At 73.0% G+C, this 21,356-nt stretch carries 22 protein-coding genes; 8 read left to right on the top strand and 14 right to left on the bottom strand.

Features of this window, described 5'->3' with window-relative positions; genetic code table 11:
- The first annotated feature begins 56 nt into the window (after positions 1 to 56).
- Positions 57 to 194: a hypothetical protein gene (locus tag DEJ46_RS39240; protein ID WP_190622828.1), complete on the top strand. Its 138-nt coding sequence runs from the start codon at positions 57 to 59 to the stop codon at positions 192 to 194.
- Here the strand turns inward: DEJ46_RS39240 and DEJ46_RS22840 are convergent.
- The 4 genes from DEJ46_RS22840 to DEJ46_RS22825 form a co-directional block, all read right to left on the bottom strand.
- Positions 191 to 862, bottom strand: coding sequence for a UbiX family flavin prenyltransferase (locus DEJ46_RS22840; RefSeq protein WP_150274680.1), 672 nt, complete (start codon positions 860 to 862; stop codon positions 191 to 193). The two genes, DEJ46_RS39240 and DEJ46_RS22840, sit on opposite strands and share 4 nt — an antisense overlap.
- A 131-nt stretch (positions 863 to 993) precedes the next feature.
- On the bottom strand, positions 994 to 2,112 hold the full coding sequence (locus DEJ46_RS22835) for a lipid II:glycine glycyltransferase FemX (RefSeq protein WP_190622826.1): 1,119 nt from the start codon (positions 2,110 to 2,112) through the stop codon (positions 994 to 996).
- On the bottom strand, positions 2,109 to 3,197 hold the full coding sequence (locus DEJ46_RS22830) for a phosphotransferase family protein (RefSeq protein ID WP_190622824.1): 1,089 nt from the start codon (positions 3,195 to 3,197) through the stop codon (positions 2,109 to 2,111). Before DEJ46_RS22830 ends, DEJ46_RS22835 begins: the two co-directional genes overlap by 4 nt.
- A 155-nt stretch (positions 3,198 to 3,352) precedes the next feature.
- Positions 3,353 to 4,612: an ATP-grasp domain-containing protein gene (locus DEJ46_RS22825; RefSeq protein WP_223834978.1), complete on the bottom strand. Its 1,260-nt coding sequence runs from the start codon at positions 4,610 to 4,612 to the stop codon at positions 3,353 to 3,355.
- A gap of 140 nt (positions 4,613 to 4,752) precedes the next feature.
- On the opposite strand from DEJ46_RS22825, the gene DEJ46_RS22820 reads away from it, so the two are divergent.
- Genes DEJ46_RS22820 through DEJ46_RS22805 form a run of 4 tightly spaced genes read left to right on the top strand, consistent with a single transcriptional unit; the run spans position 4,753 to position 9,151 of the window.
- Positions 4,753 to 6,594 carry a glycosyltransferase gene (locus DEJ46_RS22820; protein WP_190622823.1) on the top strand — a complete coding sequence of 614 codons (1,842 nt, stop codon included), beginning with the start codon at positions 4,753 to 4,755 and terminating at the stop codon, positions 6,592 to 6,594.
- Positions 6,595 to 6,605: 11 nt separating this feature from the next.
- The gene (locus tag DEJ46_RS22815) at positions 6,606 to 6,983 is read left to right on the top strand and encodes a hypothetical protein (RefSeq protein WP_150269158.1); all 378 of its coding nucleotides are present in this window, start codon (positions 6,606 to 6,608) and stop codon (positions 6,981 to 6,983) included.
- A gap of 33 nt (positions 6,984 to 7,016) precedes the next feature.
- Positions 7,017 to 8,282, top strand: coding sequence for an FAD-dependent oxidoreductase (locus DEJ46_RS22810; RefSeq protein ID WP_150269156.1), 1,266 nt, complete (start codon positions 7,017 to 7,019; stop codon positions 8,280 to 8,282).
- Positions 8,279 to 9,151: a family 16 glycosylhydrolase gene (locus DEJ46_RS22805; RefSeq protein WP_190622821.1), complete on the top strand. Its 873-nt coding sequence runs from the start codon at positions 8,279 to 8,281 to the stop codon at positions 9,149 to 9,151. Before DEJ46_RS22810 ends, DEJ46_RS22805 begins: the two co-directional genes overlap by 4 nt.
- Before the next feature lie 15 nt (positions 9,152 to 9,166).
- On the opposite strand, the gene DEJ46_RS22800 is transcribed toward DEJ46_RS22805, so the two are convergent.
- Genes DEJ46_RS22800 through DEJ46_RS22780 form a run of 5 tightly spaced genes read right to left on the bottom strand, consistent with a single transcriptional unit; the run spans position 9,167 to position 14,580 of the window.
- Positions 9,167 to 9,988: a polysaccharide deacetylase family protein gene (locus DEJ46_RS22800; protein WP_150269152.1), complete on the bottom strand. Its 822-nt coding sequence runs from the start codon at positions 9,986 to 9,988 to the stop codon at positions 9,167 to 9,169.
- Entirely contained in the window at positions 9,985 to 10,968 is a 984-nt protein-coding gene (locus DEJ46_RS22795; protein ID WP_150269150.1) for a glycosyltransferase family 2 protein, read from the bottom strand. The genes DEJ46_RS22800 and DEJ46_RS22795 overlap by 4 nt, the downstream gene beginning before the upstream one ends.
- Positions 10,965 to 12,344 carry a lipopolysaccharide biosynthesis protein gene (locus DEJ46_RS22790; RefSeq protein ID WP_150269148.1) on the bottom strand — a complete coding sequence of 460 codons (1,380 nt, stop codon included), beginning with the start codon at positions 12,342 to 12,344 and terminating at the stop codon, positions 10,965 to 10,967. Before DEJ46_RS22790 ends, DEJ46_RS22795 begins: the two co-directional genes overlap by 4 nt.
- A complete protein-coding gene (locus DEJ46_RS22785) occupies positions 12,341 to 13,720 on the bottom strand; it encodes a glycosyltransferase (protein WP_223834976.1) in 1,380 nt (459 codons plus the stop codon). Before DEJ46_RS22785 ends, DEJ46_RS22790 begins: the two co-directional genes overlap by 4 nt.
- Complete coding sequence (locus DEJ46_RS22780) at positions 13,717 to 14,580, bottom strand: glycosyltransferase family 2 protein (protein WP_223834972.1); 864 nt, start codon at positions 14,578 to 14,580, stop codon at positions 13,717 to 13,719. The genes DEJ46_RS22785 and DEJ46_RS22780 overlap by 4 nt, the downstream gene beginning before the upstream one ends.
- A gap of 179 nt (positions 14,581 to 14,759) precedes the next feature.
- On the opposite strand from DEJ46_RS22780, the gene DEJ46_RS22775 reads away from it, so the two are divergent.
- Complete coding sequence (locus tag DEJ46_RS22775; RefSeq protein WP_150269146.1) at positions 14,760 to 15,563, top strand: TetR/AcrR family transcriptional regulator; 804 nt, start codon at positions 14,760 to 14,762, stop codon at positions 15,561 to 15,563.
- Here DEJ46_RS22775 and mqnP read toward each other — a convergent pair.
- Together mqnP and DEJ46_RS22765 are read right to left on the bottom strand one after the other, a co-directional pair.
- Entirely contained in the window at positions 15,553 to 16,455 is a 903-nt protein-coding gene (gene mqnP / locus DEJ46_RS22770) for a menaquinone biosynthesis prenyltransferase MqnP (protein ID WP_150269144.1), read from the bottom strand. The genes DEJ46_RS22775 and mqnP overlap by 11 nt on opposite strands.
- Positions 16,452 to 17,909 carry a menaquinone biosynthesis decarboxylase gene (locus DEJ46_RS22765; protein ID WP_150269142.1) on the bottom strand — a complete coding sequence of 486 codons (1,458 nt, stop codon included), beginning with the start codon at positions 17,907 to 17,909 and terminating at the stop codon, positions 16,452 to 16,454. Before DEJ46_RS22765 ends, mqnP begins: the two co-directional genes overlap by 4 nt.
- A 90-nt stretch (positions 17,910 to 17,999) precedes the next feature.
- Here DEJ46_RS22765 and DEJ46_RS22760 point away from each other — a divergent pair, with 90 nt between their 5' ends.
- Positions 18,000 to 18,368 carry a PLD nuclease N-terminal domain-containing protein gene (locus tag DEJ46_RS22760; protein WP_150269140.1) on the top strand — a complete coding sequence of 123 codons (369 nt, stop codon included), beginning with the start codon at positions 18,000 to 18,002 and terminating at the stop codon, positions 18,366 to 18,368.
- Positions 18,368 to 19,258 (top strand): LysR family transcriptional regulator, encoded by an 891-nt coding sequence (locus tag DEJ46_RS22755; protein WP_150269138.1) that lies wholly within the window; start codon positions 18,368 to 18,370, stop codon positions 19,256 to 19,258. The genes DEJ46_RS22760 and DEJ46_RS22755 overlap by 1 nt, the downstream gene beginning before the upstream one ends.
- Here the strand turns inward: DEJ46_RS22755 and DEJ46_RS22750 are convergent.
- From DEJ46_RS22750 to DEJ46_RS22740, 3 genes are all read right to left on the bottom strand, one after another.
- Complete coding sequence (locus DEJ46_RS22750) at positions 19,155 to 20,090, bottom strand: DMT family transporter (RefSeq protein WP_150269137.1); 936 nt, start codon at positions 20,088 to 20,090, stop codon at positions 19,155 to 19,157. The two genes, DEJ46_RS22755 and DEJ46_RS22750, sit on opposite strands and share 104 nt — an antisense overlap.
- A 100-nt stretch (positions 20,091 to 20,190) precedes the next feature.
- The gene (locus tag DEJ46_RS22745; protein WP_150274677.1) at positions 20,191 to 20,541 is read right to left on the bottom strand and encodes a DUF1330 domain-containing protein; all 351 of its coding nucleotides are present in this window, start codon (positions 20,539 to 20,541) and stop codon (positions 20,191 to 20,193) included.
- 95 nt (positions 20,542 to 20,636) lie between these two features.
- Positions 20,637 to 21,173, bottom strand: a complete 537-nt coding sequence (locus tag DEJ46_RS22740; protein WP_150269135.1) for a hypothetical protein — start codon at positions 21,171 to 21,173, stop codon at positions 20,637 to 20,639.
- Between the last annotated feature and the right edge of the window lie 183 nt (positions 21,174 to 21,356).

Below are 21,356 nucleotides of genomic sequence, written 5' to 3'. Positions count from 1 at the left end.
TACACAGGGAAGACGCCCTGTGAATCTTTTAGCAGATCAAAGACGATCTTTCAGGAGTGGTGTTCACCGTGTACACGATCGAGATGGCCTACGCCCGTATGCGCGAGCTGCAGGAACAGGCCAACCGCTCGCGTGCCCACCAGTCGGTCTCCGCCTCGAAGCGCGCCGCGAAGAAGCACGCCAAGAAGCGCTAATCAGCCCGGAGAGCAGCACCCAGCTCTCCCTCCCAGCGGCGGTACAGCCGGTGCGGCACCCGTGCCGCGTCCAGCACCCGCCCGGCGACGAAGTCCACCAGGTCCTGGATGTGCGTCGCCCCCGCGTAGAACGCCGGAGAGGCGGGCAGCACCACGGCGCCCGCCTCGTCCAGCGTCACCATGTGCTTGAGCGTCTGACCGGTCAGCGGGGTCTCCCGCACGGCGACCACCAGCGGCCGCCGCTCCTTCAGCGTGACGCTCGCGACCCGCTGCAGCAGGTCCTTCGAGAGCCCCAGTGCCACTCCCGCCACCGCGGCGGTCGAGGCCGGCACCACCAACATCCCCTTCGCCGGGTACGAGCCCGAGGACGGCCCCGCGGCCAGGTCCCCGGCCGCCCAGTACCGCACGTCCGCCAGGTCCGAGGCCGACACGCCGAACGTGCCGGGCTTCCCGTCGGCGCCCCGCGCCAGCCAGGTCGCCAGGTCCTCGCGCCAGTGCGCGTCCCGGAAGGAGATGCCCGTCTCGTCGAGGAGCGTGAGCCGCGAGGCCCGCGACACGACGAGGTCGACGCTCTCCCCGGCGGCGAGCAGCCCCCTCAGGACGGCGGCGGCGTACGGGGTGCCCGACGCGCCGGAAACCCCCACGATCCAGGGCCGACGACTCTTCAATTCCTGCGACTCCACGACAGAGAGCCTATCCGGCCAGGAAAAAGCGGGCCTGGGCACGGCACCCTCGCCGCCCGCCCCGGCGGGCGTCCGGGCCCGGCATCCCGGCCCGGCATCCCGGCCGGGCGTCCCGGTCAGGCGTCCCGGAAGCGCAGCAGCCGTTTGGCCGTGCTCTTCAGGAGGCGGTCCGCCTCGGTGAGGGGAAGGCGTTCGCGGCGGTAGCGGAGGGAGGGGCGCCCTTCGGCCCCGAAGCCCTCCTTGAAGCGCGCGAGCGAGGAGCCCGGGCGGGAGTCGCCCATGACGTAGGCCCGCAGGCCCTCGGAGCACGCGTCCTCGATCGCGCGCCGCTGCAGCAGGAAGTTCGCCCGCACCGGATGCGCCAGGGCCCGGTCCATCGCACCGCGCCAGTACTTGGCCCGGTCCCCGTACGACAGCACCACCACACCGGCGGCCGGCTCCCCGCCGACCCGGGCCAGGTAGACGGCGCACGAGGCGCCGAACCGGTCGGCGACCTCCTCCAGGTACCGCCGGGGGAACGCCCTGGACTGGCGCAGCCGGGCGAGCGCCCTCGGCTCGTGCTGCTGCCCGGCCCAGCGCAGCATGGACGTCTCGTACAGTCCGTAGAACTCCCCCACCAGCCGGCCCTCGCGGTCGACCTCCACCTCGACGGCGGAGCGCTCCGCCTTGCGCGCGTCCCGCCTCACCCGTTGGTGGAAGCGGTGCTGCCAGACCTCGTCGAAGCCTCCGCCCAGGTCCAGCACGTACGTCGTCAGGGCCTCGGTGGCGAAGTCCGGAGGCGCGGCGGAGGTCCACGCCGGGTCTGCCTCCGGGCCGAACCGCACGCCGACCCGCAGTGCCGGGCGCCGGGCCAGGTCGCCGAGGACGACGAGGGCCTCCTCGTCGTCGGGGGTGCCCGGGGCCGCCAGCGGTCCGCCGATGCCCCAGCCGGACGGCCAGGACTCCTCGGCGGTCAGCCGTCCGGGCAGTCCGCGCCGCCGGGCGAGGGGGACGACGACCCGTCGGCCGCCCTCGAACGCGTACAGCCGGCTGGCGTCCTCGTAGGGTCCCGTCGCGCAGAGGCAGTCGAGCCAGGTCGGCGTCTGGGTGACGAGCGTGGCCGGGTCCTCCTCGGCCAGCCGCCACCACTCCTCGCGCGGCGCCGGGGTCGTCACCCGTACCGGGCCCGCCCTGGTGGTCCGGTCGAGGACCTCCACCGTGCCCACCTCCTCCCTGCTCTGCGCCCCCCGGCTCACCGGCGCGCCACCTCGGTGAGGACCGGCACCACGTTCCCGGTCACCCAGCGGCGGCTGCGCCCGTAGCGCGCGGACTTGGCCGCGTTCCCCGCCACGTGCCACAGCCAGGTGAGCAGCGGCAGGAGGGCCTCGTCGGCCTCCTCGCCGGGGGGCGGGACGTCGGAGTGGGCGAGCAGGTCCCGGTCCTCGGGCAGCAGGCCGCCGCGGCGCACGGCCTCGGCCACGATCCGCCCCAGCTCCCGCCGCTCGCGCTGCTGCCGCAGGGTGAGGACGAAGAGGTAGGAGTCGACGGCGCACGGCCCGTCGGGGCGCGCGTCCGCCCAGTCGATCACTCCGGACAGTGCTCCGCTCTCCTCGTCGACCAGGATGTTCCCGGGGTGGTAGTCGCCGTGGGTCCAGGCGGTGGTGAGGGTGCGCCCGGCCAGTCCGCCGTGGAGGCGGTCCCGCAGGGCTCGTACGGCGGATGCGCCACGTGCCCCGGCGCACCAGGGGACCTCCGCGGCCAGGACGGCGAGGCGGGTGTCCACCCAGTCGGCGGTCCTGCGCTCGGCGCGCTCCGGGCGTCCGGTCGCGCGGTGCAGGGCCGCGACGGTGTCCAGCGCCGCGACGGCCAGGGGCAGGGTCCTGCCGGGTGTGCGCCGGAGGAGTACGTCGGCCTCGACGCCCGGCAGGCAGCGCTCGGCCACGAGCACCAGCCGGCCTTCGTACCGCAGCTCCTCGGCGGGCGGCAGCAGCCGTCGCCACTCCCGGACGCGGTCGTCCTCGGCCAGCTCGCGCAGGGCCGCGCAGCCGTGGGTGAGGGATCCGGCGGCGCGGGCGCTGCGCGGGTGCTTGATCACGAGGGGATCCGCGGCCCGGTCCTCCAGTCGGAAGACCAGCAGGTCGGAAACGGTCCGCTCCAGCCGGTGGAGATCGCGGAAGCGGACGTTCCCGCCGCGCAGCAGTCCGGCGAGGCGGTGGGCACGCACCAGGTCGGACGGGCGGGTCAGCATCGGGTTCGGATCGAGGGGCAGGAGACTGCTCCATCCCGCACGTCCGGGGGCGGGCCGCTCCCCCGGCACGGTCCGGGGGAGAGCGGTGTCCACGGATCCTCCCGGCCACGCATCGAACCGTCGGGCTGTCGGGCTGTCGGGCTGTCGGCCAGTCGAGTCATCGGCCAGTCGGGTCATCGGCCCGTCGAGTCGTCGGCCGTCAGGTCATCGAGGCGTCGCATTCGTCGAACAAATGCGGATATTTCACTCTAGCGCGACCAGACCGGCCCCCGCGCGGTCCTGGCCCGCACGTCCCGCCCGACGCGGCGGGCCACGGCGCCGAGGAACCGGACCGCCTCGACCGCGGCCGGCAGCGGGTCCTCACGGCTGAGCCAGGCGCGCTCGGCCTCCGGCCCCGGCAGCAGGGCGGACGGGAGCCGGTGCTCCTCGCGCAGCCACGCCAGCACCGACGGCAGGTCGAGCTGCCCCGCCACGAACACCCGCCCGTCGACCTGCGGGCCCTGCGGCACGTCACGGCCCGTCAGGTCGAGGTGCATGGCCCGTACGACGTCCACACCCGCGACGTTCTCGAACAGCCGGAACTGCGCGCCGGTCCGCGGATTGAAGTCGACCAGCTTGTAGCGCTCGTCGCGGCGGTCGTAGCGCCAGTCGAGGTCCGCCGCGCCGCTGTAGCCGATCCGGCGGCACAGGTCCGCGGCCAGCTTCACGAGCGTGGGGTTGCCCAGCGCCACGGCCCGGGTCGTCACCCCGGCGTACGGCGGCCAGGAGCGCAGCTTCAGGCCGGTGAAGGCGACCCGGGCCTCGCCACCGGTGCCGCAGTACAGGTGGGTGATCCAGTCCTCCGCCCACTCCCTGGGGATGTACTCCTGCACCAGGAGCGGGGGCAGGATGCCCGGCTCGAACCGTTCCAGGAGGTCGCGCTCGTCGCGGACCGCGGTGGTGCCGCCCACGGCCGGGTTCCGCAGCCTGGTCCACGCGTCGCGGTTCTTCAGGACGACGGGGAAGCCCAGCTCACGCCCCGCGTCGACGAGTTCGTCGCGGGTGACGGGCGCTCTGGTGCGCGGCGAGGCGAACCCCAGCTCCTCGCAGAGCACGTTGAGGCTCGCCTTCCCGGCCAGCAGCCGCGGGAGGGCCGGAGGCACCCGGGGCAGCAGGAAGCACTCGGACAGGGTCTCGAAGTGCTCGGCGAACAGGATCGCGGCCTCGTCGTCGGTCGGCACGGGGACGCAGCGCGTGCCGACGGACCGGCCGATGTCGAGAAGGGCCGTGACCAGCGCGTCCTGCCGCTCCAGGCCGGTCGTCGGCCGGACGAAGGCGCGGGACAGGTGGCGGGAGAGGGCGACCGGGGTGAGCCGGTCCTCGACGACGGCGTGGACGGTGACACCGGCCCGGCCGAGGGTGCGGACGACACCGAGCCCGCCGTGGTGCTGGGGGTAGCGGCCGACCTTGGCGAGGAGCGCGGGCACCACCGGATCGAGGAGCGGATCGTCCGGCGCACGCGGGCTCACGGCTCTCCCTTCGGCGGCCCCCGAGGCCCGATGGCTCATCAGGCCCCGCAGCAAGGGGCGTTCTAGAATCACACCATAATGTCCCTTTCGCGGCTTACTGGAAGGTGCGGTCCCGTCGAACAGGTCATGGACGTGTTCCGGTGAGCGGGCACCACCGCCGGGCCCCCGTCCCGGGCAGCGGATCCCGTACCCGGTCCGCCGCCCTCCGCGTCTGGGCGTCGCGCCTGATCCTGCCCGTGTCCCTCGTCCTCTGGCTGCTGTCGCTGCGCTCGGTCCCGCTCGACCGGATGCGCGACCTCGGACTCCTCCAGGTGCTGCCGCCGCTCTTCTGGGTGGCGGCCGCCCTGCTCACACTGGGTTTCTGCCTGGCCCTCACCGACCGTCGCACCCACAGCGCCTGGCTGACCGGCTACGTCCTCACGCTCATCGCCCTGCTCCACGCGACCCCCACCCTCCTCTACCCGACCCTGCGCTACTCCTGGGCCTGGAAACACCTGGCGGTCATCGACGCGATGATCCGGCACGGCGGCGAGGTGCCGAACGCGCGCAAGTTCTCCGTCTACAACGACTGGCCGGGCTTCTTCCAGCTCCACGCGCTGTTCCTGCAGACAACCGGACTCGATTCGAGCGTCGGGTACGCCTCCTGGACACCCCCCTTCGCCAACGCCCTGCTGCTCGCCCCGCTGCTCCTGCTGTACCGGTCCGTCACCCGCGACCGGCGGCTCGTCTGGGGCGCGGTCTGGATCTACTACAGCTGCTCCTGGGTGGGCCAGGACTACTTCGCACCACAGTCCTTCGCCTTCCTGCTGTTCATGACCGTCGTCGCCCTCCTCTTCCGGCAGCTGCCGCCGCCCGCCGCGGCGGCGGCGTCCTCGGCGACAGCGGCGCCGAAGGCGGCGTCGGAGGCGGCGTCGGACGCGCTCCCCCGCCCCGGTCCACAGCGGCGAACCGGCTGGCCACCCGGGCTCTTCGTGGTGGTCGTGGTCATCGTGGCCGCGATCGTGATCTCGCACCCGCTGACGCCACTGATGCTGATCAGCGCCATGGCTCTGCTGTCCCTGCCCCGCCGCAGCCGCCGGCTCGCGCTGCCGGTACTGATCGCCGCGGTCGTCCTCACCGCCGCCTGGGACGCCACCGTGGCCCGGTCGTACATCTCCGTCAACATCAGCAACCTCATCGATTCGCTCACCGAGCCCGACAAGAACGTCTCCTCCGGACTGGCCGCCCTGGGCAACGCCGCTCCGGGGCAGATCCTGCTGTCCTGGGTCGACCGCGGCCTGTCGGCGGCGGTCGCCGTCCTGGCCCTGGCCGGTCTCCTGGTCCGCCGGTGGACCCGGCGCACCGGCCTGCCCCTGCTGGCCGCGGCCCCGCTGCCGCTGCTCGCCGTCAACGCCTACGGCGGCGAAATGCTCTTCCGGGCCTACCTCTTCGCGCTGCCCGCCGCCGCGTTCCTGGTGGCTGCGCTCCTGCTGCCACCGGGCGACCGGCGCCACGTCCCGCGCACCCTCGCCGTCTGCCCCCTCCTCCTGGCCATGTTCGGCGCACTGGTCTTCGGCTACTACGGCAAGGAGGCCCTGAACCAGTACACCCTCAAGGAGGTCGCCGCCGCCCGTTACGTGATCGAGCACGCCCCACCGGGCTCGACGCTCGTCACGCTCACCGAGGACGTGCCCGACCTCGACGTGGACTACGAGAAACACCTCCGGGTCCAGCTGGCCTACCAGGAGAAGGACGAGTTGCAGGAGCTGGTGCGCCACCCGCTGGACGGGGTGGAGGGCTACGTCTTCGGCGCCACCGAGAAGAGGCCCGCGTACATCGTGCTCTCCCGCGCCCAGGACATGAACCTCTACGTCACCGGAGTACTGCCCGCCGACGTCCCGGAGCGGCTCCAGTCCGTGCTGTCGGGCGCGCCGGGCTTCACGAAGGTCTACGACAACGGCGACGCGATCGTCTACCGCTACGTGACACCGCCGCCCGACTGAGGAGGCCCCTCATGACACTCCTGCGCCTGGGACTCGCCGCCTCCGGATGGCTCGCGCTCCTCGCCATGTCGCTGCCCGACGCCGCCCCGCTGCGGGTGGCCGCCATCACCGCCTTCCTGCTCGTCTGCCCGGGTCTCGCGGCCCTGCTCGCGCTGCGCCCGGGCGGCCACCCGCGGGACGGGCACCCTGCCGCGATCGTGGAGACCGCCCTCATCACCCTCGTCCTGGGCCTCGCCCTGACGACCCTCGTGGCCGTCGCGCTCTTCCTCGGCGGCGTCTTCACGGCCACCCGGTCCCTGCTCGCGCTCGCCGTCCTGACCTCCGTCCTGGCCCTGCTGTCCGTCCGCCCCGGCGCGCGGAACCGGGACACGGGGGTGCACGCTGGTTGAAGAGTCCTTTCCTCCCCGGAGAGGAGACGCGCGATGGCCCAGGGCTCCCAGGACTCCCGACGCCGCCGGCTTCCCGTGGTGGTCGTCGGAGCCGGTCCGTTCGGGCTCGCCACCGCCGCCTGGCTGCGTGCGGGCGACACCACCACGCGCGTGTTCGGCGAACCGATGGAGACCTGGCGGACCCACATGCCCGACGGCATGTTCCTCAAGTCCGTCCCGGCGGCGTCATCGATCTCCGCTCCCGAGGACGGGCACCGGTTCGCGGACTTCCGCGCCGAGCGGGGCCGGCCGCCGGTGGGCGACACCTATCCCGTCCCGGTGGAGGAGTTCGTCGCGTACGGCCACTGGTTCCAGGAGCGGCTCGTGCCGGACGTGGAGCGTACGGCGGTACGCGAGGTGCGCCGCGCCGACCGCGGTTTCGCCGTCTGTCTGGCCTCCGGCGAGGAGGTCGCCGCGCGGGCCGTGGTGGTGGCCACCGGACTCGTCGCGTACGCCCACCGGCCGGCCGGACTGGCGCCGCTCGCCGCGGCGGGCCTCGCCTCCCACACGTGCGACCACCGTGACCTGGCCGCGTTCGCCGGCCGGCGCGTCGCCGTCGTCGGCGCCGGCCAGTCGGCCCTGGAGAGCGCCGCCCTGCTGCACGAGGCGGGCGCCGAACCCGTCGTGATCGCGAGGACCCGGGCCCTGCTCTTCGGCGACCCGCCGCCGACGGACCGGCCGGCCGCCCGGTCCTGGCCCGACCGGCTGCTCAAGCCCGGCTCGGCGCTGGGCCCCGGCTGGTCCCTCTTCGCGGTCAGCCGCGGCCCCGCCGCCTACCGCCGGCTGCCGCGCCCGGCGCGCGCGTACTTCCTGCGCACGGTGCTCGGGCCGTCCGGGGCGTGGTGGCTGCGGGACCGGGTCGACGGCCGCTTCCCGGTACTGTGCGCGCGCCGGCTGGTGGCGGCCCGGCAGGAGGACGGCGCCGTGCGCCTGGCCCTCGCGGGCCCGGCGGGGCGGCGGGACGTCCTGCACACCGACCACGTCCTGGCGGCCACCGGCTACCAGGTGGACGTGGAGCGGATCCCCGTCCTGGAGCCGGCGCTGCGGACGTCGGTGCGGACCTGGCCCGGCGGCGCGCCGGTGCTCTCGGCGGGGTGCGAGTCCTCGGTGCCCGGCCTGTACTTCACCGGCCTGGCCGCGGCCCCCACGTTCGGCCCGCTCCTGCGGTTCGTCCACGGGACGACGTTCGCCGCGCCCCGCGTCGCGGAATCGGTCGCGGCCTCCGCCGCCGCGGGAGCGGACGAGGGCGGGGAGCGGTGAACGGGAAGGGCGCCCGCCGTTCCCTCCGGCGGGCCGCGGCACTGGCGCTGTCGTCCCTTCTGCTGGTGACGGCCGCCGCCTGCTCCGGCACCGCCGGGAGCATCCGGCCGGCCGCGATCACCGGGGAGGCCGCCGCCGGGCCGACACCGTCCGAAGAGTGGCGGCTCGTGCTGAGCGACGAGTTCGACGGCTCGGAACTCGACGACCGGACGTGGACAACCTGCTACGACTGGAACAAGGACGGCTGCACCAACAGCGGCAACGACGAACTGCAGTGGTACCTGCCGGAGCAGGTCTCCGTGGGGGACGGCGAGCTGACCCTCACCGCCGAGCGGCGCGAGACCCGCGGCAGCGACGACGAGACCTATCCGTGGACCTCCGGAATGGTCTCCACCGGCCGGGACGACTGGTACGCCGAGCCCCGGCGCACGTTCACGTACGGCTACTTCGAGGCGGCGATCAGAATCCCGCCCGAGGCGGGCATGTTCCCCGCGTTCTGGCTGATGCCCGCCGCGCGGTTCACCCCGCCGGAGATCGACATCATGGAGTTCCTGGACACCACCCAGGAGGTCAGCATGTACGTGCACTGGCGCGAGGAGGACGGCGACGAGGAGCGGCAGCGCGGCACGTACGGGCCGGTCGACTTCCCGGAGAAGTTCCATGTGTTCGGCCTGCTGTGGGAGCCCGACGAGCTGGTCTGGTACGTGGACGGCGTCGAGCGCCTCCGCGTGACGGACACCGAACGGATCCCGGACGTGCCCATGGAGATCCTGCTCAACCTGGCGGTCGGGGTGCCGAAGGAGCCCCCGGAGTCGGTCGGCACGGCCCGGATGCACGTGGACTGGGTGCGGGTCTGGGAGAAGCGCTGAGCCTCCGGCAGGCCCCTAGGAGACCGCCTTGTACGGCACGTTCAGCCGGGCCCTCATCCGTCGGTAGGCGCGCCAGCCCTTGGTCATCGGCCCTTCGGGGAAGGGCGCGACCGGCGCCGCGTCGCCCAGGGTCCACTGCCGGAACCGGTCCCGGTCCGTGTCGGCGCGGACCATCAGCCGGGCGATGCGCAGCGGATCGTCGTCCGCCGAGCTGAACGCGTCGCGCACCGCCGTCGCCGAGGTCCACCCGGCCGCGAGCACCTGCTCCCGCACCGCCGGGCTGGAGTAGCCGTGCGGATAGGCGAAGGAGGTGACCCGGCGCCCGAGGAAGTCCTCCAGCTCGCGCCCGCACCCCGCCACTTCGTCCCACACCCGCCGGGCGGGCAGGGTGTCCAGCTGGGGGTGGGTCCGTGTGTGGCCGCCGACCTCGACGCCGTACTCGTCAAGTCCGACGAGCTGGCGCCAGCCGAGCATCCGCGACTCCGGCGGGAAGACCTCGTCCACCGTGTCGCCGCCCCGGCCGCGCAGGGCGCCGGTGGTGACGTACAGGGTGGCGGGGAAGCCGAAGCGGACGAGCAGGGGCAGCACGGTCGAGTGGAAGTCGGCGAAGCCGTCGTCGAAGGTGAGGACCGCGGAGCGGGCGGGAAGCGGCGGGCCGCCGCGCTGCGCTTCCACCAGCAGGCGCAGCGGCACGAGCCGCAGGCCGCTGTCGGCGATCGTCTCCAGCTGCTCGACGAAGACGCGCGGCGCGACCGTGAACGGCGCGATCCAGGACGGCGGGTCGGCCGAGACCGAGTGGTACAGGAAGACGGGCACGGCGGCGGACACGGCGGTCATGACAGCCCTCCGTCCGCTCCCACTCCCGCCGGTCGCCGGGCCCGGCCCACGACGTAACCCGCGACGGTCACCCCGACGCCGCCGACGAGCGCCGAGGCCGTGCGCAGCCCGCCGGGGCGGCCGGGCCGCAGCGCCCGCACGAAGGCCTTCGGGACGGTCGACCGCAGATAGGCGCGCTCGCTGGACAGGGCCGCGCGGGTGCTGCCGAGCTGGGCGACGCGCGCCTTGGACAGTCCCTCGGCGTAGCACCGTGCGAAGAAGTACGCCCAGGTGGCGCGGGCCGCGGGCACTCGGTGGCGGACCGCGGCGGCGGGTTCGTGGAGCAGGACGGCGGCCGGGCGGCGGGCCGCGACGCGCAGGCACAGCTCGGTCTCCTCGCAGCCGAGGGGGCGCTTGCCCACCCGTCCCAGGTCGGTGCGGAAACCTCCGGCGGCGATCACCTCGGCGCGCCGGAAGGACATGTTGGCGCCGATGAAGTTCCGTACCGGTGAGGTCTGTTCGGGCAGTCCCCGGTAGGAGCAGCCGACGACCCAGTCGAACTCGCGCGGGAACCACACCGGCCGCCGGGTGACCCACCAGGGCCGGACCAGGCCGCCGACGCCCACGACGGCCCGGTCGGCATAGCGGGCGAGGAGCCGCGCGGACCAGTCCGGGTCGGCTGCCGCGTCGTCGTCGAGGAAGGCGACGACCTCGCAACGCGCGGCCGCCACCCCGGTGTTGCGCGCCCCGGACAGCCCCTGGCACTCACGGTTCGCGAGCACCCGCACCTCGGGGAAGGCGGCGGACGCCCGCTCGTACAGCTCGGGGCAGTGGTCGACGACCAGCACGGTCTCCTCCACGGGGCGCCGCTGGGCCCGCAGCGACGCGATCGCCGTCCGCAGGTCGTCCCAGCGGTCGAGGGTGTAGGCGCAGACGACGACGGTCAGGCTCGGCGCGGGGCGGGCGCCGGCGCCGGTCCGGTTCTCGGTCTCGGTGTTCACGAGGACCTCCGTGATCCGGTCGTGAGCCAGCGCGTCCGCCAGATCACCAGCGGCGCGGCGAGCAGGCACATGGTCACCAGCCAGGCGACGCCCGCCCCGGTGATCCCCAGCGTCGGCAGCAGCAGCTTGGTGAGCCCCAGGACCAGCACGCACATCGCGAACTGCACGCCGACCGCCCACCGCAGCCGCCGGCGCGCCCGCCACACGTCGATGGCGAGGCTGACCAGGATGTTCGGCAGGGCGGACAGGGCGAGGAGCCGCAGCAGGGTGGAGCCGTGCTCGGCGTACTCGGGGCCGAAGAGGGAGAGGATCTGCGGCGCGAACGCGACGACGACGACGATGCCCGCGCCGAGGAGCAGGCCCGTGTGGCGCAGCATCCTCATCGTGTGCTCGACCAGCCGCTCCGGGCTGCTCACCGCCTCCACGACGAGGGAGCTGCCCAGATTGCGGGCGATCAGGTAGAGCACGTAGCCGACGATCCAGGCGAGCGAGAAGTAGGCGCTCTGCTCGGCGCCCAGGCTGTTCAGGACGAGCAGCGGGACGACGGTGTACGCCGCCATCCGGAAGAGCGAGCCGACGTAGTCGGCGGCGGCGTACCGCAGCGCCCGGGCCGGCCGCTGTGCCTCCGTCGACCCCCGGACGTGCTCGGGCACGGCCCGCCGCAGCAGGACGAAGTTGGCGACGACGAGGGAGACCGCGAGCGCCCCGACCCAGGAGAGCAGGATGCCGGAGAACAGCGCAAGGGCCGCGCCCAGGCCGAGCAGCCCGATCTTCACGCAGGCGAAGATCACGTTCTCGCCCACCACCCAGCCGGGCCGCCGCACCGCGGTGAGTGCGCCGTCCTGCATGACGAAGACGGCGTATCCGGCGGTGGCGGCGACGAAGCAGGCGGCGGTCACGGGGGTCAGCAGGAAGTCGAGGCCGGGGGCGACCACGGGGACGAGCATCAGGAAGCCGATGGCCACCAGGGAGCTGACGGCGGCGCTCACGCCGTAGCAGACGAGGATCATCCGGCGGGTGTGGTGGCCGGCGGAGGGCACGAACCGGACGAGGAAGTCGGAGAGGTTGAGCTGTCCGATGCTGGCCAGCAGCAGGGTCATGGAGAGCGCGGAGTAGCTGAGGCCCACGACCTCGTCGTCGTACCAGTGCGTGGCCAGGACCCAGAAGATCGAGCCCAGCGCGGAGCTGACGAGGGAGCTGATCGCGAGGAGGTGCCCGTTGCGCAGCAGCGGGTCGCGGGGGAACACGGCGGCGACGCCGGACCGGACGACCGCGCCGAGCGAGCGCCGCGTGTCGAGGGGGACCTGCTCCCCTGCGGCCGCCGGGTCGGCGACCAGGGCCGCGGGGGTGGGGGGTGCGGTACGCGGCTCGGTCATCGCGCTTCGCCCCGCCTCAGGGGGCCGGGGTCCGCGAGATCCCCGTGGCGGCGGTGCCCGGTCCCGGTCCGCCGGCGCAGACGGCGCAGACGGCGCTCGATCAGGCGGCTGCGCAGGTAGCCGTACGGGCCGTAGAGCAGGCCGCGCAGTTCCAGCAGGGCGAGCCCGGAGGGCCCCGAGGTCGGTCGTGCGGCCGGGCCCGCGGTCGGATCTGCGCCCGGTCCCGCGCTCTGTCCGGCCCGTTCGCGGTTCCTGGCGATCACGTACCGGACTCCGCCGGGCAGCCGGCGCAGCAGCGCGGGCAGCATGCGGGGTTCGTGGGCGAGCGCCCCGGCCAGATAGGCGCCGAACCCCGCGCCGTAGCCGAACGCCTGCGCGGCGAGGGCTTCGGGGGTGCGCCGGTGCCGGTGCCAGACGATCGCGGCGGGCTCGTAGGCGAGGGCGCGGCCGTGGGCCAGTACCCGGAAGAAGGAGAGCAGGTCGTCGCCGCCGTGCGCGGGGGTGCCGACGCCGGTGGCCGGGTCGAAGCCGCCGAGCTCGTGCAGCAGATCCGTACGGAACGCCATGTTCGCGCCGGAGCCGAAGCGGCCTGCGGTGAACGGGAAGAGCGGGTCGGCGGGCGGGGCGCGCAGCGACCAGGTCCGGGGGGCGTACCCCTTCCCGAAGGCGCCGTGCCGCTCCAGGGCGACCTGCGCCTCGGTGTCCAGCTCGGCGGGGACGATGAGGCCGGTGACGCAGCCGGTCCCGGGGTCCGCCAGGAAGGGTGCGGCGAGCGCGGTCAGCCACCGCGGGTCGACGAGGGTGTCGTCGTCGGTGAAGGCGCTGATGGCGCCACGGGCGGCGGTGAGCCCCCGGTTGTGGGCCCGGGCGAGACCGGGCACGGGCTCGCACAGATAGCGGACGGCGGGGCCGTGCCCCCGCAGGGACCCGCCGTACTCCCTCCGGACGAGCTCCTCCGTGGAGGTGTCCGCCGGGGCGTTGTCCACGACGATCACCTCGAACCGTGGGTACTCCACCGCCAGCAGCGAGTCCAGGCAGTCGCGGAGCATCCGGGCGCGGTTCCGCGTGGCCACGATGACGCTGATCGCGGGCGCCTCGACGGGCTCCGGCGCGCGCGTCGGGGTCCCCTCCCCGATGGGGAACTCCCGCCGCGCCGAGGCCGCGAGCGCCTCCCACAGCTCCTCGGGACCGTCACAGGACGCCTCGGCCATCCCCAGGGGGCGCCCGTGGAGCCGTACGAGACCGAGCGCGCGGCCCGACGGCCTGGTCCAGGCCCCGCCGCCGGGGCGCCGGAACGCCCCGGGCTCGGCGAGGTCGATGTCCACGACCGGCAGCGGCCCCGACAGCGCGAGCGGACGGACGGCCACGCCGGTCACGGCGTGCTCCGCTCCCGAGGTGCGGAAGCGGGCCGGCCGTTCGCCTGCTGACCGTTCGCCTTCTGGACCTGGTTGCCGGGGCGCTCGGACAGGAGCGTGCGCAGCACCCGGCGTCCGTCGGAGATCGCGTGCAGGTTGGACTGTCCGTTGCGGCGGGGCAGTTCGAGGCTCGGGACCTCGGCGATCCGGAGCCCGGAGCGCAGCGCGTGCACGATCATCTCGGCCTCGATCTCGAAACCGGTTGCGTGCAGGTCCAGTTGGTCGAGGAAGCTGCGCCGGAAGGCGCAGAAGCCGTAGCAGAGGTCGGTCAGCGTGGCGTCGTAGAGCCGGTTCACGAGGGCGAGCAGGGCGTGGTTGCCGAGGCTGCGGAAGCGGGTGATGTCGAGCGAGCCGCCGCCCTCGACGAAGCGCGAGCCCTTGACGAAGTCGTAGCCGTTCTCCAGGAAGTGCACGAAGTGCGGGATCTCGGCGGGGGACATGCTGCCGTCCGCGTCCATCATCACCACGTACTCCCCGCGCGCCGCGAGGAAGCCGGTGCGCAGGGCGTTCCCCTTGCCCTTGCCGCTCTGCGGGATGCTGCGGACGGTGGGCAGGATCCGGGTGGCCACGCGGACCGTGGCGTCGTGGGAGTCGCCGTCGACGAGCAGGACCTCGCCGACGCAGTCCGGGATCTGCTCGAAGACCCAGGGGATGTTGCGTGCCTCGTTGAGGGCCGGGATCACCAGGCTCACGGCGGGGCGGGTCGGTGTCCTGTCCTCGGCGCGCCGCATCGGGTGCGGGGGCGGGTCGGTGGAGCGCCGGAGCGGGTGGTCGACGGGCCGGGAGTCTGTGCTTCGCGGCAGGGTCGGGTGAGTGGTCATGATGGCTCCGGATCGAATCGGTGCACGGTCGCGTGGTGCCGTCGTGCTGGCGTGCTGGCGTGCTGCGGAGGCCGTCCGCCGGAACGTGGCAATCGGCGGGTTCTCCCTGCCGATACACCATACGTTTACGACGTATACGTACACTTTATCCCTGGATGTCCCACGGTCAAGGCGGGCACATGGCGATCGAGAAGGACCCCCCGGCGGAAACCCCCGGGGCAGGGGCCCCTGCGCCCGGGCGCCGCACGCCCGGCCGCCGGGCCGGCGACCACGGGCGGTACGGCCGGCTGAGCCGCGAGCGCGTGCTCGCCACCGCCCTGGCGCTGGTCGACCGCGAGGGGCTGTCCGCGCTGAGCATGCGCAGGACCGGCGCCGAGCTCGGGGTGGAGGCCATGGCGCTGTACCGGTACGCGGCGGGGAAGGACGCGCTGCTCGACGGTCTGGTCGAGGCGCTCTACACGGAGCTGGAGGAAGAGCTCGCCGCCTCCGGCGAGGCACCCGAATGGCGGGACGAGCTCCACCGGATCGCCGCCGCGACCTACCGGGTCGCCCTCGCCCACCCCCAGGTGGCCCCGCTCCTGGCCACCCGCATGCTGGCGGTCCCGCTCGCCCGCCGCCCGCTCGCCGTCCTCAGGGACCACGAGCGGATCCTGGCGCTCCTGCAGCGGGCGGGGCTGGACGAGGAGGCCACGGTCATGGCCTTCCGTGCCGTCACGGGCTGGGTCCTCGGCTACGTCCTCGGGGACCTGCGGGCGATGGTCGACAACCCCGACGAGACCGAACCCGCCTTCCGCCTCGGCCTGCACCGCATGCCGCCCCGCGAGCTCCCCTGCCTGCGCGGCGCCGCCCCGACACTCGCCCGGCGCGGCGCCCCGGAGGGCCTGGCCGCCGGCCTGGACGCCCTCCTGGACCGCTTCGTCCCAGGGGCGGCCCCTGTCCCCGGGACGGGCCCTGCCCCCGGAACGGGCCCTGCTACGGGGTGAGCCCGCGGACCAGCAGGTCGAGCAGCGCGCACACGAACAGGCTGACCCCGATGAAACCGTTCGTCGTGAAGAACGCCCGGTTCAGCCGGGACAGGTCGTGCGGCTTGACGATCGAGTGCTCGTAGCAGAAGGCCGCCGCCACGATCACGAGACCGGTCCAGAAGAACAGCCCCGCGTCCGTGACCAGGGCGTACCAGACGAGGAGACCGGTCGTCACGACCGCCGAGGCTCGGGCGCCCCACAGGGCGGCCGGGATGCCGAACCGCGCCGGCACCGACATGACACCGCCGGCCCGGTCGGCCTGGACGTCCTGGCAGGCGAAGATCAGGTCGAAGCCGCCGATCCAGATGCCGACCGCGAGGCCGAGGATCACCGCGTCCCAGGACCACTCGCCGGTGACCGCGAGCCAGGCGCCGATCGGCCCTATGGCCTGGGCGAGCCCGAGGATGGCGTGCGGGAAGTTCGTGAACCGCTTGCCGTACGGATAGACGACCATCGGGATGACGGCGAGCGGCGCGAGCGCCAGGCAGAGCGGGTTGAGCAGGGCCGCGGCGCCGAGGAAGACGACGACGGCGATCCCGGCCCCGGTCCACGCGGACCGCACGGACACGGCGCCGGTCACCAGCTCGCGCCCGGCCGTCCGCGGATTGCGGGCGTCGATCTCGCGGTCGATGATCCGGTTGCAGGCCATGGCGAAGGTCCGCAGGCCCACCATGCAGACGGTGACGAGGAAGAGCGTCCACCAGTGGATGTTCCTGTCGAGCTGGAACATCGCGGTGAGCGAGGCGATGTAGGCGAAGGGCAGCGCGAAGACCGAGTGCTCGATCATCACGAGGCGCAGGAACGCCTTCGTACGTCCCGGATCAGCGCCCGGTACGGCGGCCGTGGTCACAGCCCGTACTCCTTCCAGCGGCGGTCCACGAGGGCCGCCGTCGCCGGGTCCGACTCCACCATGTCCGGCCAGCCGCCGTCCCGGGTGTAGCCCTCCTCGGGCAGCTTCTTCGTCGCGTCGATTCCGGCCTTGCCGCCCCAGAACTGCTGGTAGGAGGCGTGGTCTAGATGATCGACGGGCCCCTCGACGACGGTCAGGTCGCGCGCGTAGTCGGTGTTCCCCAGCGCCCGCCAGGACACCTCGTGCAGATCGTGCACGTCGCAGTCCTTGTCGACCACGATGATCAGCTTGGTCAGCGACATCATGTGCGCGCCCCAGATGGCGTGCATGACCTTCTGCGCGTGCTTCGGGTACTTCTTGTCGATCGAGACGATCGCGCAGTTGTGGAAGCCGCCCGACTCCGGCAGGTGGTAGTCGACGATGTCCGGCACGATGATCTTGAGCAGGGGCAGGAAGAACCGCTCCGTGGCCCGGCCGAGCGGCCCGTCCTCGGTCGGCGGTCGGCCGACGACGATCGACTGGAGCAGCGGACGCTTCCGCATGGTGATGCAGTCGATCTTCAGCGCGGGGAACGGTTCCTGCGGCGTGTAGAAGCCGGTGTGGTCGCCGAAGGGACCCTCGGGCAGCATCTCGCCGGGCTCCAGCCAGCCCTCGACGACGACCTCGGCGTTGGCCGGGACCTGCAGCGGGACGGTCTTGCAGTCGACCATCTCGATCCGCTTGCCCTGGACGAAGCCGGCGAAGAGGTACTCGTCGATGTCGCCCGGCAGCGGAGCCGTCGAGGCGTATGTGACGGCGGGCGGGCAGCCGAAGGCGATGGCGACGGGCAGCCGCTCGCCCTTCGCGGCGGCGACGGCGTAGTGGTTGCGGCTGTCCTTGTGGATCTGCCAGTGCATGCCGATGGTGCGCTTGTCGTGGCGCTGGAGCCGGTAGAGCCCGAGGTTCCGGACGCCGGTCTCGGGGTGCTTGGTGTGCGTGAGCCCCAGGTTGAAGAAGGAGCCCCCGTCCTTGGGCCAGGTGAAGAGCGCGGGAAGCAGGTCGAGGTCGACGTCGTCCCCGGTGAGCACGACCTCCTGCACGGGAGCGGCGTCGGACTTCACCTTCTTCGGCGGCACGTGGACCATCGAGCCGAGCTTGCCGAAGGCCTCGCGGATGCCGACGAAACCGTGCGGGAGCTCGGGCTTGAGGAGCCCGCCGATCTTCTCGCTGATCTCGCCGTACGACTTCAGGCCGAGAGCCTTGAGCAGCCGGCGGTCGGTCCCGAAGACGTTCATCGCGAGCGGCATCGAGGAGCCCTTGACGTTCTCGAAGAGAAGCGCCGGGCCTCCTGCCTTGTTCACCCGGTCGACGATCTCCCCGACCTCCAGGTACGGGTCGACTTCGGCCTTGATGCGCTTGAGGTCGCCTTCACGCTCCAGGGCCCTGAGCAGCGAGCGGAGATCGTCGTAAGCCATAAGGGCCAGTATCGGTCACCGGCTACCCTGGACCTGTCACCGGGGCCGCCGAAACGCGCCTCCGCCACCGCTTCCAGGGGGCTGTCCCACATGCTCAGGGCGCTGTTGTACATCCTGCCGCTGGCGCTGACGATCTACGCCTTCATCGACTGCCTGAACACCCCGGAGGAAGAGACCAAGCACCTGCCGAAGGTGGTCTGGGTCATCATCATCCTGCTGTTCTGGATCGTCGGGCCGATCGTCTGGCTCTTCGCGGGCAAGAAGCGTCGCCCGGCCTCGGCGCGGGGCGGCGCGGGCGGCTGGGTCGCCCCCGACGACAACCCGGAGTTCCTGAAGTCGCTGAAGCAGCAGGACGCCGCGGACGACGACGAGGCCGTCCTCAAGGACTGGGAGGCGGACCTCCGCCGCCGCGAGGAAGAGCTGAAGAAGCGCGAGAGCGGCGAGGACACCGACAAGTGATGGAGCTGAGGCTCCTGGTCACTTTCGAGAAGGTCGCCGACGTCCTCTCCTTCACCCGGGCCGCCGCCGACCTCGGCTACGCCCAGTCGAGCGTCACCGGACAGATCCGCTCCCTGGAGACCTCCCTGGGCGTCGACCTCTTCGAGCGGCTGGGCTCCCGCATCCGCCTCACCGAGGCCGGCGAGCGCCTCCTCCCCTACGCCCGCCGGATGACCGAGCTGGCCGAGGAGGCCCGGGCGGCCGTCGCGAGCGCGGGGGACCCCGAGGGGACGATCGCCGTCGGCACGATGGAGTCGCTCACCTCCTACCGGCTGCCGCCGCTCCTGGAGTACTTCCACCACCGCTACCCGAAGGTGCGGCTCACCCTCCGCCCGACGCTCGGCGACGCGACCCGGCAGGCACTGCGCCAGGGCACCTACGACGTGGGCTTCCTGATGGAGCCGGACACGGAGCACGAGGGCCTGGAGTCGGAGGTCCTCGCACCCGAGCCGCTGGTCCTGGTGGCCGGCCCGGGCCACCCCCTCGCGGGACGTACGGGGCTGACGAACGCGGACCTGGCGGCGGCGCACCTCGTGGGCACCGAACCGGGCTGCCCCTACCGCGACCTCTTCGAGCAGGAGCTGCGGGAGTGGGCGCCGCCCTTCATGGAGTTCGGCACGATCGAGGCGACGAAGCGGGGCGTGACCTCGGGCCTGGGCGTGGCGCTGCTCCCCCGCGTGGCGGTCGCGGAGGAGCTGGCGTCGGGCGCCCTCGTCGCCCTGGACTGGGAGGCCCCCTTCACGCTCTTCACGCAGCTCGCGTGGCGACGGGGGAAGAGGCTTCCGGCGCATGTGCGGCTGTTCGTGGAGCAGGCGCGGCGACTGGTGTCCGAGCAGAGCCTGCCAGCGTGACCTTGAGGCTGGCGAAGACGATGAGCGGGACGCCGAGCGCCTGGACGAGCCCGATGTGATGCCCGTACACGGCCCAGTCGACGCCCATGGCGACGGCGGGGTAGGTGAAGGCGAGCACGGCGATCTTGGCGGTCGGCAGCTTGGCGTAGGCGGCGTACATGAGCACGTACATCACCCCGGTGTGGATCAGCCCGAGCCCGGCCAGCCACGCCCACCCGGCGCCGAGGCCCGCGGTGGCGGAAAGGTCCGCGAAGGGCAGCAGCAGAGGCAGCCCGACGAGCACCTGGACGAGCGCGACGAGGTGCGGCCGTACGCCGGTGATCCGCTTGGTGACGAAGGTCGAGAGGGCGTAGAGGACGGCGGCGGCGAGCGCGAAGCCGAGCCCGGCGAGAGACGCCGTGTCCCCCGGCCGCACCCCGGACACGAGGACGAGCCCGACGAAGGCGAGGGCGAGCCACCCCAGCTTCCCGCCCGAGATCCGCTCCCGCATGAACACCGCCCCGAGCAGCACGAGGAAGAACGGCTGCGTGTGGTAGACGACGGTGGCGAGGGAGATCGAGGTGGCCTCGTAGGCCTCGAAGAGAAACACCCAGTTGAAGACGATGAAGACGCCGCCGAGCGCGGCGAGCCCCAGCTTCTTCGCGGTGAACCCGTGCCCGGTGAAGAACCCCCGGGCCAGGCTGTACGCCCCGAGCGCGACGGCCCCGAAGAGGCACCGGAAGAACACCACCTCGAAGGGCGACGCTCCGGACTCGACGACGAAGACGCCGAGCGTGCCGGAGAGCACCATGGCGAGGGTGAGTTCGACGGTTCCCCTGGTCTCGTTTCTCATGGCAACGACGCTACGAGCGCCGCCGATCGAGGTCCACGAGCCACTGGCCCGTCCTCCCGATGGGGGCGATCGGCGCGGCCGATGGGCGGCCCATCGGCCGCTACTCGGCGACGGGCAGGGACTCCCGCAGGGCGTTCGCGGTGACGGCCGGGTCGTAGCCGACGGGGACACCTTCGACCAGGACGATGTCGGCGGGCATGTGCCGGTACCTCAGCGGCGCGATCTCCTGGTACGCCGGCGAGTCCCACCAGGCCCGCGCCTCGGCGATCCCGGGGAACCCGATCACCACCACCGCCCCGGGCCAGTCCCCCTCCTTCACCTCGTGCGCCGTCCCGTGCACGAGGAAGCGGCCGCCGTACGGCTCGAAGGTGGCGGGGATGCGCTCGATGTACTCGACGACGTCGGCGTGCGGGGCCTCGGTGTTCAGCTTCGCGATGGCGTAGGCGGTCATGGCGCGGGTGTCCTTCCGTTCGGCCGGGCTGGGTACGAAGCCGATGGTGGCACCGGTACGCACGGGGGGTCGATGACCTCCCGGGTAATGGCCGGCTACTCAGGTGCCATCGGAAGCGCCGCCGCCTCCTTCCACACGGCCAGCTGCCGGTCGTCCACGGGCTTCATCTCGCCCTGGTACAGCTGCGCGTGACCGTCCTTCACGGTGTCCGCCCCGGCGCGCGTGGCGAACAGGTACGTGCCGCCGTCCTTCAGCCGGCCGGCGAGGCCCTCGTCCAGCCCGTACGTGATCCGCACCGTCCCGTGCGGTGTCCCCTTCACCACGGAGACGACCTCGACCCGGTAGACGTCCTCCGCCCACCCGTCGACGTCGCGCCGCTCCACGAACGCCGCCACGCGCCCGGTGAACACGTCCTCGGCGTAGCGCGCCGTACTGGCCACATCGTGCGGGTCGTACGAGCGAAGCGAGCAGCCCGTCGCGGTCTGCCCGTCCAGATACCGGTAGCCGGACCAACCGCCCACAGCCAGCACCCCGGCGACGACCGCGCCCGCGACGAGGGCCGCCCTCTTCCTGTTCGGAGCGACGGCCGCCGAAGCGGCCGCCGTGTCCGAGCCGTCCGTCCTCATAGCCACCGGACGATAGCGTTCCGCGGGCGGCGCGACAGCACGCGCGAGACAGTGTCCGGGGGTGCGTGTCACGTGAATGAGGGTCGTGATGAGCCTCAGCTCCCACGGGCCGGTGTTGAACGGGGAGTCTGCTTGTCCGGGCGTCAGGGCCACGTGACGGAGTCGCCTCCGGCACTCGACGCGTCCCGG

The sequence above is a fragment of the Streptomyces venezuelae genome (assembly GCF_008642375.1).
Lineage (GTDB): Bacteria > Actinomycetota > Actinomycetes > Streptomycetales > Streptomycetaceae > Streptomyces > Streptomyces venezuelae_G.
This window is presented reverse-complemented; position numbering and strand designations above follow the sequence as displayed.

Coding starts and splice junctions, on each gene's coding strand:
- DEJ46_RS22815 (WP_150269158.1), top strand. CDS start 6,606: ATGACACTCCTGCGCCTGGGACTCGCCGCCTCCGGATGGCTCGCGCTC.
- DEJ46_RS22810 (WP_150269156.1), top strand. CDS start 7,017: ATGGCCCAGGGCTCCCAGGACTCCCGACGCCGCCGGCTTCCCGTGGTG.
- DEJ46_RS22800 (WP_150269152.1), bottom strand. CDS start 9,988: ATGACCGCCGTGTCCGCCGCCGTGCCCGTCTTCCTGTACCACTCGGTC.
- DEJ46_RS22790 (WP_150269148.1), bottom strand. CDS start 12,344: ATGACCGAGCCGCGTACCGCACCCCCCACCCCCGCGGCCCTGGTCGCC.
- DEJ46_RS22780 (WP_223834972.1), bottom strand. CDS start 14,580: ATGACCACTCACCCGACCCTGCCGCGAAGCACAGACTCCCGGCCCGTC.
- DEJ46_RS22775 (WP_150269146.1), top strand. CDS start 14,760: ATGGCGATCGAGAAGGACCCCCCGGCGGAAACCCCCGGGGCAGGGGCC.
- DEJ46_RS22765 (WP_150269142.1), bottom strand. CDS start 17,909: ATGGCTTACGACGATCTCCGCTCGCTGCTCAGGGCCCTGGAGCGTGAA.
- DEJ46_RS22760 (WP_150269140.1), top strand. CDS start 18,000: ATGCTCAGGGCGCTGTTGTACATCCTGCCGCTGGCGCTGACGATCTAC.
- DEJ46_RS22755 (WP_150269138.1), top strand. CDS start 18,368: ATGGAGCTGAGGCTCCTGGTCACTTTCGAGAAGGTCGCCGACGTCCTC.
- DEJ46_RS22750 (WP_150269137.1), bottom strand. CDS start 20,090: ATGAGAAACGAGACCAGGGGAACCGTCGAACTCACCCTCGCCATGGTG.
- DEJ46_RS22745 (WP_150274677.1), bottom strand. CDS start 20,541: ATGACCGCCTACGCCATCGCGAAGCTGAACACCGAGGCCCCGCACGCC.